This window comes from Thalassospira sp. (assembly GCF_040218635.1).
Lineage (GTDB): Bacteria > Pseudomonadota > Alphaproteobacteria > Rhodospirillales > Thalassospiraceae > Thalassospira.
Map to the genome: position 1 here is coordinate 30,825 of NZ_JAVJRB010000013.1, position 11,607 is coordinate 42,431.

Consider the following 11,607-nt stretch of genomic DNA (forward strand, 5'->3'; position numbering starts at 1 on the left):
ATCAGTCTTTCGTGTCGTCAAGTTGACGCGACAGGATCGAGGTAAACTCGTCCACGAATGCTTCGAGACGGTTGTTATACCGGTTCAGGTCGCTGGAAATCTTGTTATAGGCAACAACAGCCGGGATTGCAGCAACAAGGCCCATGGCAGTTGCCAAAAGCGCCTCTGCGATCCCCGGTGCGACAACCGCAAGCGAGGTATTTTTTGACGCTGCAATCGCCTGGAACGATACCATGATGCCCCAAACGGTCCCGAACAGACCGACAAACGGTGCGGTTGAACCAACCGATGCCAGGAAGGTCATATAGCGTTCAACCCGGTCCATCTCGCGACCAAGGGTGACTTCCATGGATTTTTCAAGGCGCTGCTGCATCCGCGCACGCATGGTGTCACCTGTGACCCCACGGGCGTTTGAACGGCGCCATTCGCGCATCGCCGAGACAAAGATCGCCGCCATCGGATCGCGCGGCTTGTCGGCAATACGATCATAAAGATCTTCAAGCGACCCACCCGACCAGAAGGCTTCTTCAAAGGTCGTTGCCTGCGCGCGCAACTTGCGAAGGCGCAGCAATTTTTCGATGACAATAGCCCAGACCCAGACCGATGCCATTAACAGTCCGATCATCACCGTTTTGACGACCAGCCCAGCCTGCATGAATAGTCCCCACAGAGACATGTCATGTGCCATGACCGACTGCCCCAGCGTTACCGCGTCGACCACTTGATTTTCCATATTCTCTTTAGTCCTTGTTCACATCCAGATAGCGACTAAATGCCGTTCTTAGTTCTTCGGGCAGTCTTTGGGCCCGAAGTTCTTCAAGCGACATGCAGGCGAGATAAATCTCGATCACCACCAGTTCCTCGCCGTCGCGCATTACTTTTTGTTCAAACCCAAGTGATGCGCCCCCAAGCTTAATCACCCGGCTTTCAACCGTAAGGCGGTCTTCCAACTGAGCCGCCCGACGAAAATCGACGGTACAGTGTCTAACGGCTATGGCAACTTTGTGGCGTTCTGCAACATTTCGATTGGTAAAGCCCAACTGGTTAAGCATCGCTGAACGCGCACGTTCGGCAAAAGCCAGATAGTTCGCGTGATAGACGATCCCGCCAGCATCCGTATCCTCATAAAATACGACTAAAGGATAAACATGCCGCTTACCGTCCAAATAGCCGAGCAACGCTTCATGATCGTTTTGTGTCATCAGGAATCGTCCCCGTTTGATCCATCCCCCTGACGATCAAACAGATCCGCCAACGGCACCCCGCCCGCTTCACGCGGCGGGATCAGACCAAGATGCTTGTACCCTTTGATCCCCAACATACGTCCACGCGGTGTCCGCTGGATCAGGCCCTGCTGCAGCAAATAGGGTTCAATCACATCTTCAATTGTGTCGCGTTCTTCGGAAAGGGCTGCGGCCAGGGTATCAACGCCCACCGGCCCGCCACCATAATTCCCGGCGATACAATTAAGATAACGACGGTCCTGACTGTCCAGACCAAGATTATCGACTTCAAGCCGGGTCAGTGCCGCATCGGCAATAAATTTATCGACCGGCGATTTTTCCGCAACAGAAGCAAAATCACGCACACGTCGCAATAAACGCCCGGCAATACGTGGTGTTCCGCGTGACCGACGGGCAATTTCCATCGCCCCTTCTTCGGTCAATTCGAAATGCAAAAGCCGCGCGCCACGCGCAACGATGCTGACCAGTTCTTCAGGTTCATAGAACCGTAGACGCAGCGGAATGCCGAACCGATCGCGGAGTGGTGTGGTTAAAAGGCCCGAACGGGTTGTGGCCCCAACAAGGGTAAAGGGCGGCAGATCAATCCGGACAGATCGTGCAGCCGGACCTTCGCCAATGATCAGATCCAGCTGGAAGTCTTCCATCGCCGGATACAGAATTTCTTCGACCGCCGGGTTCAGACGGTGAATTTCATCGATGAACAAAACGTCGCGCGGCTGAAGATTGGTTAAAAGGGCGGCAAGATCACCGGCCTTGGCTATTACCGGGCCGGAAGTTGCGCGAAAACCAACACCGAGTTCGCTGGCAACGATCTGCGATAATGTTGTTTTGCCAAGTCCCGGGGGGCCAAAGAACAACACATGATCCATCGCCTCTTCACGGGACCGCGCAGCCTGAATAAAGACATCAAGGTTCTCGCGCACTTCTTTCTGGCCGGTGAAATCATCCAGCCGGCGCGGACGCAGCGATCCATCCTGATGGTCTTCTTCGCGACGCTCACCACTGAGCAAACGGTCTTCTTCTTCGCTCACGCGCTAAGCTCCTTTAGTCCCAAGCGGATCAGCGTATCAATCGACTTGTCATCCCCTGCCTGCTGGGCGGCTTTGCCCACCGCCCCGAATGCTTCGGAGCGGCCATAACCCAGATTAACCAGTGCAGAAACCGCATCGGACAAAACAACGCTGTCATCAATGACCGGTTCTGCCGGGGCGGCAGCAACATTTACATCCGTGCCCGATTTCGATGATTTTTTTGATTTTGAGGCGGATTTATCGGCCTCAGGCGCCGGGACTGTCGGTGCAGCAACCGGGCCAAGGTTAAGTTTGGCGGCCTTGTCTTTAAGTTCCCCAACAATACGGGTGGCGACCTTTGGCCCAATGCCCGGCGCGCGACACAGTGCGGTTGTGTCCTGTGCGGCCAAGGCGCGCAGAAGATCCGTCGGGGTTAAAACCGACAGCAAGGCCAAGGCAACCTTTGCGCCAACACCCTGTACGGTGGTCAGAAGTGAAAACCACTGTTTTTCGGCATTGTCGGCAAAGCCATAGAGATGAATATGATCTTCACGTACATGGGTTTCGATCATTAATCCGGCATCGCCGCCCTTGGCAGGCAGCATTGATAATGTCCGGCGCGATGCAAAAACAAGATAGCCAACACCATTCACATCAATGATGACATTGTCTTCGCCAATGAAATCGATAATTCCACGCAGTTTCGCGATCACCTGTATCTTCTCCCGTTTCCTGTTGGCTTGGCCGCCATACTTGCCGCCAGCGCCCGGTTCCCGGCATGTTGCGCATGACAGATGGCAACTGCAAGGGCGTCTGCGGCATCGGCCCCGGCAATTTCACATCCCGGAAGCAGGGTCGAAACCATCATTTCCACCTGTTGCTTGGCAGCATGACCTGCACCTACCACAGTCTTTTTGACGGCATTGGGTGTATATTCCGTTACCGGAATGCCACTGCGTGCCGGGGCAAGCAGCGCCACACCACGTGCCTGACCAAGTTTCAGGGTCGATACGGGATTTTTATTTACGAAGGTTTCTTCGACCGCGGCTTCGTCCGGCTTCCAGATTTCAATCACTTCGATCAAGCCTGTATGAAGCTGATCAAGGCGTTCGGCCAGTGAAAGCGATTGGGTCGATGTCACGACCCCGTTGGCGACATGACGCATACGGTTATCTTGAAGGTCAATGACCCCCCAGCCCGTACGTTGAAGACCGGGATCAATCCCGAGTACTCTGACCACAGTGTCACCCTAATTTCCATGAAGCAGATACAAAACACCCGCCATTCAAAAGCGAAAGGCGGGTGTTGGCAACATTAATTGGACGAATTAGTTTTCCAGACCCGCGACGATTTCGTCGGTCCAGGCAACGTTGGTCCAGACATTCTGAACGTCGTCGTTATCTTCAAGCACATCAACAAGTTTCATGATGCTCTGGGCCTGATCGACTGTGATCTCGGCTTCGGTCACGGCACGGAAGACCATTTTGGCACTTTCCGGGTCACCGAATTTTTCGGTCAGAGCTTCGCGTACCGCGTTGAGGTCTTCGAGCTCGGTATCGATGACATGGCTGTCTTCATCAGACTCTGCATTGGCAGCCCCTGCTTCAAGGGCGGCTTCAAAGATCTCGTCCGCATCGGCCTTATCCGCCAGATAGACGATTTCGCCTACACGCGTGAACATAAAACCAACCGAACCGGTTTCGCCAAGGTTGCCACCGCTTTTGGTGAAAGCAGCGCGCACTTCGGATGCGGTACGGTTACGGTTATCGGTCAATGCTTCGACGATAACAGCAACACCAGCGGTGCCGTATCCTTCGTAGCGAACTTCTTCGTAGTTATCGCCTTCGCCCGCACCGGTCGCCTTTTTAATGGCGCGTTCGATGTTGTCTTTGGGCATGTTCTGAGCCCGGCCTGCGGAAATTGCGGCACGCAGACGCGGGTTGCTGTCGATATCGTCGCTGATTTTCGCAGCTACGGTAATTTCGCGGGCAATCTTGGTGAAGATCTTGGCGCGTTTTTTATCTTGCGCACCTTTGCGGTGCATAATGTTCTTAAATTGGGAATGGCCGGCCATAACCTAAAACCTGTATTCATTGAACTCGATGTGGAACGGTATCGGATGATACCACGCCGGTCATGCGGGAGTTCCCTGTCAGACCAGCCCGCCCGAATGTCGACAAATCCGATAACTTCGAAATCTGCAAACACACGGACGAAAATTTCGACCGCTCCTATAGCCTGTTTACTCTGCAACGTCCAGCCATGCTTGGTCGAACCTTATGAATAGATACGCCGATGTGCCAGCTTCCCCGCCCAATGCCGTGCACAACCCCAATGGCAATTTTCGGGCATTTTATACAATGCACATTGTTAGATGTTGCAGATGCAATGATATTCTTCCATTAATGTTGCTGAACGTATGTATTAAACTAAAGAAGTACGACTCTCAGGGATAAACTTGCTGCCGGACAAAAATCAGGCTCATCACATGCGGCGCTTTTAAATACCCGTATGGACATAGAAGCCAATCGGGCACAGTCAGGAAACAAAAGGTTAGATAGAATGGGAAGTAAATTCGGGGTCCAAAGCAAACTATTGATTTCGTTTGCTTTGGTTGGATTCATGGCGGTAATTTCCGCTGTCGTCGGGGCCGTATCTTTCAACAAATTCGGTGATGCGCTTACCACCATCACAGAAGAAAAACTTCCACCCATCGCTGCGGCGCAAGCCCTGGCAACCGGCAGTGCCGAGATTGTCGCAATCGCACCACGGATTGTTGCCTCGGCCAATTCGGAAGAAGAAACTGCGATCAATGACGAACTTGCTGTTCGCCTTCAGGCACTGGTTGAAGACATCAATAAAATTGAAGCAACCGGCTTCATGCCCGAAGTCATTGCGAGCATCAATAACAACCGTGCCCTGCTGCAGGACAATCTTGAACAGCTTCATGCGGTGACGCAGGAACGTTTCCAGATCACGAATGAAAAGGCTGAAAAGCTTACTGAATTCCAGAATCTGGCAAAGCGTTATGCAGACACCCTAAAGCCGGTGCTGTCCTATACCCAGAATGACATTTCCCAAGGCGGTCAATACGCAGCGTCATTCGAAAAAGATCCGTCACGGCAATATAGTGCCGAGAAAGAAGAAATTCTCGAAACATTCAAGAAATACGCATCCGCGATTGAGACCCGCACCCCGATCCTTGAGATCGAGCGTCTTGGATCTGCGGCATCAAACATGATCATTTCCAGCACCACGGAAACACAGGCCGTGCGTCTGTCGATCATTCCGGTGCGTATTCGTGGCACATATGCCGATGCCTTGGCCAAACTGGACTCGATTGGCAATGACCGTCTCAAAGCATTCTATGTTGATCTGATTGACAAGATGCAGGCTCTGTCGATTGGCGATGGCAGCTTGCCTGATCTGCGCAAACGCGAACTTGAAGCCAGCGAAAGCAGCCAGTCCCTTGTCGTGCAAAGTGGCGAATATGCCAATGCAATGCGCAACAGCGTTGCCGAACTGGTTGCTGGTTTGAATGTCGAGGTTAATGACGCTGCCGCACAGGCAAAGGTCGTTGAGAAGCAAAGCTTGACCGCCCTGGCAATTGTTGCTGCTGCTGCGATCGTGATTTCGCTTTTGATCTATGTGCTTTATGTCCGTGGCAACGTTCTGCGTCGTCTTGGTCTTTTGCAGAAAACCATGGTTCAGCTTGCCGATGGCAATCTTGAAGTGATCGTCCCTGCCAAAGGTAATGACGAGATCAGTGCGATGGGTCGTGCGGTTGAAGTCTTTAAGGAAAATGCCCTTAAAGTCCGTGGCATGCAGGCCGAAGAAGAACGCCTGAACCGCGAACGTAACGAAGCATTGCGCGATGAACTTCTGGGTCTTGCCGACACGCTTCAGGGCGAGGTTGAAAGTGCTGTGAACGAAATCGCAGCCCTTGGCCAGCAGCTTCAGGGTGTTTCGGGTCAGATGACCACAAGTGCGGAACTGGTATCGGGTCAGACCGAAGAAGTCGCCAATTCGGCACAGGAAGCAACCGGCAACGTTGAAACGGTTGCGGCCGCTACCGAACAGCTTTCGGCATCCAATGCGGAAATCAACCGCCAGATGGCGGAATCCACCCGGATTTCGGGCGAAGCATCGACCCGTGCACAGGAAACCAACGAACTGGTTGTCAGCCTGTCGCAGTCGGCGGATCGCATCGGTGAAGTGATTGCATTGATCACGGATATTGCCGAACAGACCAACCTTCTGGCCCTGAACGCAACCATTGAGGCTGCGCGTGCTGGCGATGCCGGCAAAGGCTTTGCCGTTGTTGCCGCCGAAGTCAAAAACCTTGCCAACCAGACCGAAAAAGCGACCGAGGAAATCTCGGGCCAGATTTCCGGTATTCAAAAGGCAACCGGTCAGTCTGTGAGTGCCATTGGTGACATTGGTCGCATCATTGAAAACATCAATGAGATTGCCACCACCATTTCAGCCGCCGTTGAAGAACAAGGTGCAGCAACCGACGAGATCACCCGTAACGTCCGTGGTGCAGCCGATCGTACACGTTCGGTATCGGCATCGATCACGGAAGTTGCCAGCGAAACCGGCAAAACGGGCGAATTGTCCAGTCAGGTCTTCGCAACGGCACAGGATGCATCAGAGAAGGTCGAAAATCTGCGGTCGCGGATCAACGGCATTCTCGAAGATCTGCGCCAACAGGCACGTGATCGCGCTGCTTCCTGATTAAAACCTTAGTCTCCTGACATTAGAGGCCCGCCAATTTGGCGGGCCTTTTTCCGTATCCGACATGTGGGCTGAAGACAAATCCCCCTACCCCATTCGCGCACAAACAGAACCGACAAATCCAGCAATGCAACCTATGCGATACAACCTCATAAAAGTGCATGCTAAATTTGTATGGACTATGATATATGGGCATTAACTATAACATATAAGGCACTTTTTTCCCGACACTGCCCCACCTTACCAAGGCAGATCGGGACCCATCGAAAGTGTCACATCCTGGGAAGTTACATCTGAGAGACCCGTAAAATGTGCGTCACCGCAGTGCTGTGCTGACGCGCAACTTCTTCGTCTATGGGGTATCATGAACTATGGGACTTACATCAAAACGCGGCACCCCCGCGTCGCCGTCCAACACGGCACATAAATCGGGACTTGGGGTGCGCGAAAAACTTGCTGGTGCGTTCTTTCTTGTCGGCTTGATTGCCATTCTTGCTGCATCGGCTTCGGTTTTCTCATTTACCAAATTCGGCAGTCAGCTTGATAAAATTGCCTATGAACAATTGCCACCAATGTTCACGGCACAACAGCTTTCGACCGACAGTGTAAAGGTCGTTGCATCTGCGCCGCGGATGATTGCCGCCACCACACTTGAAGAAGAACAGGTTGTAAAGATCGAGCTTGATATGTTGCTTGACAGCCTGCGCGAGAAACTTGAAGACCTTGCGCATTCGGGGCTTCCACCTGCATCGCTGTCGCATATCGAAACCAGCGGCAAAAACCTTGCGGACAATCTTGAAGCCCTGCATGACATCACCATCAAACGCTTTGAAGCTGCAAATGAACTCGCAGCAAGTCTTGGTCAGTTCCAACAGCTTGATGGTCGTTTTTCATCGATGCTTAAACCGCTGACCTCGATGTCGGAAAACCAGCTTGCCAGCATTGGTGCCCAGGTCGATGAACTTCGCAAGGCCGGTGCGTATCTCACCAATGATCAATTAGCGCAGAGCAAGGACCTTCTGATCAGTCTTGATGACACGATTGCAAGCCGTGCGCCCATTCTTGAGCTTACCAAACTTGGCAGCGACTTGGCCAACACGGTTCTATCGGCCGCATCCAGTAGCGATGATGCCCGCCTGAAAATCACAAGCGTGCAGGTCAGAGGCACAATCGGGCAGATCGAAACCCTGATCGAAGGTCTTGAGAACAAGAAACTGAAGGCCTTCTACACCGACCTGATCAATGACATCAAAGTTCTGGCCGTTGGTGACAAAAGCATCCCGACACAGCGTATGGCCGAACTTGAATTGATCAAAGCGCAGGCGGCTATCGTTGCAGAAAGTGCTGATTACGCGACAGCCATGGAAAGTGGTGTTGATGCGCTTGTCGAAGCCTTGCAAACCGATGTTGATCGTTCTGCCGGTGCGGCCAATACGCTCAATACCCAAAGCACCTATGCCATGTATGGTGTTGGTGCAGCGGCCATTTTCATTCCGCTTTTGATCTATATTGTCTATGTCCGTGGCAATCTGTTGCGCCGTCTGGCCGGTTTGCAGAAAACCATGGTGTCCTTGGCAGAAGGCGACCTTGACGTTGACGTCCCGTCCAAGGGCGGTGATGAAATCGCCGCCATGGGCCGTGCGGTTGACGTGTTTAAGGCAAATGCCACCAAGGTCCGTGACATGCAGGCCGAAGAAGAACGTCTTAACCGTGAACGCAACGAAGCCCTGCGCGATGAACTTCTGGGTCTTGCCGATACGCTTCAGGGTGAAGTCGAAACCGCTGTGAACGAAATCGCCGCCCTTGGCGAACAGCTTCAGGGGGTTTCGGGTCAGATGACCGAAAGTGCGGCCCTGGTGTCAAACCAAAGCGAAGATGTTGCGACCTCTGCACATGAAGCAACGGGCAATGTTGAAACGGTGGCAGCAGCGACCGAACAACTTTCGGCATCCAATTCTGAAATCAATCGTCAGATGGCCGAAAGCACGCGGATTTCGAACGAAGCCGCACAGCGCGCACAGCACACCAATGAACTGGTTGTCAGCCTGTCACAATCGGCAAGCCGCATTGGCGAAGTGATCGCCCTGATCACGGATATTGCCGAACAGACCAATCTTTTAGCCCTGAACGCAACGATTGAGGCTGCCCGTGCTGGTGATGCCGGCAAAGGCTTTGCCGTTGTTGCCGCCGAGGTCAAAAACCTTGCCAACCAGACCGAAAAAGCGACCGAGGAAATCTCGGGCCAGATTTCCGGTATTCAGAAGGCAACCGGTGAGTCTGTGACGGCAATTGGTGAAATCGGATCGATCATTGATAACCTCAATGAAATTGCCACCACCATCTCGGCTGCGGTTGAGGAACAAGGTGCGGCAACCGATGAAATCACGCGAAACGTCCGTGGTGCAGCCGATCGCACCCGTGCGGTTTCGGCATCGATCACGGAAGTCGCGAATGAGACAGGCCGAACCGGTCAATTGTCCGGTGAAGTTTTGACCACCTCGCGGACCGCGTCCGAGAAAGTCAGTGAAATGCGTAACCGTATTTCGACCATTCTGGATGATCTTCGCCAACAGGCCCGTGACCGCGCGGCCTGATACGCTTACTTTGATCACAACAAAGAAGGCCCGCCATTTGTTTGGCGGGCCTTTCTATATTCAAGCACGGATCGACAAGGTTTAGGCGCTTGGCCAGCTTCCTTTAAGACGCCCGCCGATACGAACCGATTCAATCCGTTTTGCCAAACCGGTTTTGTCATCGGTTTCAACAAATACGCCGCACACCGTTGCCGGACCATCCGCCGGTTCAAACCGCCCTGCCGGCATCTTGGTCAGGAATTTGCGGACCGAGTTTTCTTTTTTCATGCCAATAACAGAATCAAAATCACCGCACATGCCAACATCGGTCTGATAGCCTGTGCCATTGGGAAGAATTTGCGCATCAGCGGTTGGAACGTGGGTGTGGGTTCCCAGAACAAGCGATGCCCGCCCGTCGCAATGATGGCCAAATGCCATTTTCTCGGACGTGGTTTCGGCATGGAAATCAAGTATGATCGCATCAACATTCTTCCCAAGCTTATGCTTGGAGAACAGTTTATCAGCGCCTTGGAACGGACATGACAGCGGGTCCATAAACAGACGCCCCATCATGTTGATCACACAGACCTTTTTGCCCGACCTGGTTTTAAACACATAGTCGCCCTTGCCCGGTGTCCCATCGGGAAAGTTCCAGGGACGCAGGAGTTTTTCATCCTCGTCGATATAGGCAATGATTTCGCGTTGATCCCAGACATGGTTGCCCGTGGTCAGAACATCCGCACCCGCCTTATAGAATTCCTGACAGATTTTGGCGGTGACGCCAAATCCGTGGGCTGCGTTTTCAACATTCACCACTGCGATATCAACAGACAAACGATCGCGGAGCATTGGCAATGCATCAAGTGCAGCCGTGCGACCGGTTTGACCCAGAACGTCGCCAAGATGGAGTAAACGCATATTCATTCCTGTGTTTTTACACACCTGAATGCAGGCATGCTTTTATGAGCGCACCCTGTTCAAGGACGCACCGCAAATTGCATTACGCATAAGAAAAGGGGATGTGGTCAAGAAGTGCCAGAACCAATCGTTCTGACAGAGAATAAGCGGGAGCCACCATTGCCGTTGGTCATATGGTAATTCCTCGTGACCTGCGAGTGCAGGTGGGCGCCGTATAACGAGACCACGGCCTCGACAGGGACAGCTCCCTAGAGAAATGAGCATCGGCCCCGGGAATTAGCGAACCTGACGAACAGGGCAGCTCCCTTGGTGCTGGGTTCTTGATTGCCGCGAACGGCACATCGCAAACTGTCAGCGACCGGAACTTAGTCCTCGATTGCGGTAATTTCAAGTAGATTGCATGGATCAAGACGCAATAGACATCTGCTACGCGTCACTGAAAACGGTGATGGCAGACCCGATCTGGCAACGCGAACGCTCAATCCTTGGCGAGTTTACCGGCGATGGCTTCGATCCGTTCGGCCATGTTTTCGATATTTCCGGCCAATGCATCGCTTTCGACAGCAGAAAGACTACCCGGTTCAGCCGTTGTTTTTTGATCCGTTGCAAGCTGTTCATGGGCATTGCTGAGTTCATCGGCGATCAAAAGACTGGTCATAACCAGAAGGCGTTGCTCGCCAATCTGACCGACAGAATCGGAGATTTCCCTAACCCGTTCATCGACATAGCTCGCCAGCGCATGAATGCGTTCTTCCTGACCGTCATCACATGCGATGTCGTAACTGCGGCCATTAATGCGAATGGAAACCTGTGCCATGGATTATGCCTGTTCCTTTGCGGGTTCTTCGGCAAGAACGAACTTCAGCTGATCGACCGCGCCATCAAGGCGGGCCGAAACGGTTTCGGTGGTTTTGGTCAAACGATCATAGTCGGCACGTATCGCAGAAAGCTGTCCACGCAGGGCGTCGACTTCTTCCATATCTGAAACATGAGACTGGCTTTTCTGTTCGATTGCCGACTCCGCGACCGTTTCCAGACGGTCCAATGCTGCTTTTAGTCGTTCACTTGCTTGTTGCAGCCGCGACATAGATCACTACCCGATTTTAGCTGTTTATCCGAGGATCA

Annotated in this window: 11 protein-coding genes and 1 other RNA gene; 2 read left to right on the plus strand and 10 right to left on the minus strand. The window is 52.8% G+C overall.

The window, feature by feature from the left end; translation table 11 throughout:
* Nucleotide 1: 1 nt before the first annotated feature.
* The 6 genes from tolQ to RIC05_RS19340 form a co-directional block, all read right to left on the minus strand.
* Nucleotides 2-733 carry a protein TolQ gene (tolQ, locus tag RIC05_RS19315; RefSeq protein WP_350047055.1) on the minus strand — a complete coding sequence of 244 codons (732 nt, stop codon included), beginning with the start codon at nucleotides 731-733 and terminating at the stop codon, nucleotides 2-4.
* A gap of 7 nt (nucleotides 734-740) precedes the next feature.
* Nucleotides 741-1,202, minus strand: a complete 462-nt coding sequence (locus tag RIC05_RS19320) for a YbgC/FadM family acyl-CoA thioesterase (RefSeq protein ID WP_350043817.1) — start codon at nucleotides 1,200-1,202, stop codon at nucleotides 741-743.
* On the minus strand, nucleotides 1,202-2,275 hold the full coding sequence (gene ruvB / locus RIC05_RS19325; protein ID WP_350043818.1) for a Holliday junction branch migration DNA helicase RuvB: 1,074 nt from the start codon (nucleotides 2,273-2,275) through the stop codon (nucleotides 1,202-1,204). Before ruvB ends, RIC05_RS19320 begins: the two co-directional genes overlap by 1 nt.
* Nucleotides 2,272-2,967: a Holliday junction branch migration protein RuvA gene (gene ruvA / locus RIC05_RS19330; protein ID WP_350047056.1), complete on the minus strand. Its 696-nt coding sequence runs from the start codon at nucleotides 2,965-2,967 to the stop codon at nucleotides 2,272-2,274. The genes ruvB and ruvA overlap by 4 nt, the downstream gene beginning before the upstream one ends.
* The gene (ruvC, locus tag RIC05_RS19335; protein ID WP_350043820.1) at nucleotides 2,964-3,494 is read right to left on the minus strand and encodes a crossover junction endodeoxyribonuclease RuvC; all 531 of its coding nucleotides are present in this window, start codon (nucleotides 3,492-3,494) and stop codon (nucleotides 2,964-2,966) included. The genes ruvA and ruvC overlap by 4 nt, the downstream gene beginning before the upstream one ends.
* Nucleotides 3,495-3,581: 87 nt before the next feature.
* Complete coding sequence (locus RIC05_RS19340) at nucleotides 3,582-4,328, minus strand: YebC/PmpR family DNA-binding transcriptional regulator (protein ID WP_350043821.1); 747 nt, start codon at nucleotides 4,326-4,328, stop codon at nucleotides 3,582-3,584.
* Nucleotides 4,329-4,816: 488 nt separating this feature from the next.
* Between RIC05_RS19340 and RIC05_RS19345 the strand changes: the two genes are divergently transcribed.
* Both RIC05_RS19345 and RIC05_RS19350 read left to right on the plus strand, forming a co-directional pair.
* On the plus strand, nucleotides 4,817-6,991 hold the full coding sequence (locus RIC05_RS19345; protein WP_350043822.1) for a HAMP domain-containing methyl-accepting chemotaxis protein: 2,175 nt from the start codon (nucleotides 4,817-4,819) through the stop codon (nucleotides 6,989-6,991).
* 371 nt (nucleotides 6,992-7,362) lie between these two features.
* Complete coding sequence (locus RIC05_RS19350; RefSeq protein ID WP_350047057.1) at nucleotides 7,363-9,585, plus strand: methyl-accepting chemotaxis protein; 2,223 nt, start codon at nucleotides 7,363-7,365, stop codon at nucleotides 9,583-9,585.
* Between the two features lie 81 nt (nucleotides 9,586-9,666).
* Here RIC05_RS19350 and RIC05_RS19355 read toward each other — a convergent pair whose 3' ends face one another.
* The 4 genes from RIC05_RS19355 to RIC05_RS19370 all read right to left on the minus strand — a co-directional run bounded on the left by RIC05_RS19355 (nucleotide 9,667) and on the right by RIC05_RS19370 (nucleotide 11,569).
* Nucleotides 9,667-10,482, minus strand: a complete 816-nt coding sequence (locus RIC05_RS19355) for a TIGR00282 family metallophosphoesterase (protein ID WP_350043824.1) — start codon at nucleotides 10,480-10,482, stop codon at nucleotides 9,667-9,669.
* 146 nt (nucleotides 10,483-10,628) lie between these two features.
* Nucleotides 10,629-10,789: non-coding RNA, 6S RNA (gene ssrS / locus RIC05_RS19360), on the minus strand.
* Nucleotides 10,790-10,960: 171 nt separating this feature from the next.
* Complete coding sequence (locus RIC05_RS19365) at nucleotides 10,961-11,299, minus strand: cell division protein ZapA (protein WP_350047058.1); 339 nt, start codon at nucleotides 11,297-11,299, stop codon at nucleotides 10,961-10,963.
* Between the two features lie 3 nt (nucleotides 11,300-11,302).
* Nucleotides 11,303-11,569 carry a hypothetical protein gene (locus RIC05_RS19370; RefSeq protein ID WP_350043826.1) on the minus strand — a complete coding sequence of 89 codons (267 nt, stop codon included), beginning with the start codon at nucleotides 11,567-11,569 and terminating at the stop codon, nucleotides 11,303-11,305.
* Nucleotides 11,570-11,607: the final 38 nt, after the last annotated feature.

What these genes read in the sequence shown, in the direction of transcription:
- RIC05_RS19365 (WP_350047058.1), bottom strand. Translation starts at nt 11,299, where the DNA reads ATGGCACAGGTTTCCATTCGCATTAATGGCCGCAGTTACGACATCGCA.
- RIC05_RS19320 (WP_350043817.1), bottom strand. Translation starts at nt 1,202, where the DNA reads ATGACACAAAACGATCATGAAGCGTTGCTCGGCTATTTGGACGGTAAG.
- RIC05_RS19370 (WP_350043826.1), bottom strand. Translation starts at nt 11,569, where the DNA reads ATGTCGCGGCTGCAACAAGCAAGTGAACGACTAAAAGCAGCATTGGAC.
- tolQ (WP_350047055.1), bottom strand. Translation starts at nt 733, where the DNA reads ATGGAAAATCAAGTGGTCGACGCGGTAACGCTGGGGCAGTCGGTCATG.
- RIC05_RS19355 (WP_350043824.1), bottom strand. Translation starts at nt 10,482, where the DNA reads ATGCGTTTACTCCATCTTGGCGACGTTCTGGGTCAAACCGGTCGCACG.
- RIC05_RS19340 (WP_350043821.1), bottom strand. Translation starts at nt 4,328, where the DNA reads ATGGCCGGCCATTCCCAATTTAAGAACATTATGCACCGCAAAGGTGCG.
- RIC05_RS19350 (WP_350047057.1), top strand. Translation starts at nt 7,363, where the DNA reads ATGGGACTTACATCAAAACGCGGCACCCCCGCGTCGCCGTCCAACACG.
- RIC05_RS19345 (WP_350043822.1), top strand. Translation starts at nt 4,817, where the DNA reads ATGGGAAGTAAATTCGGGGTCCAAAGCAAACTATTGATTTCGTTTGCT.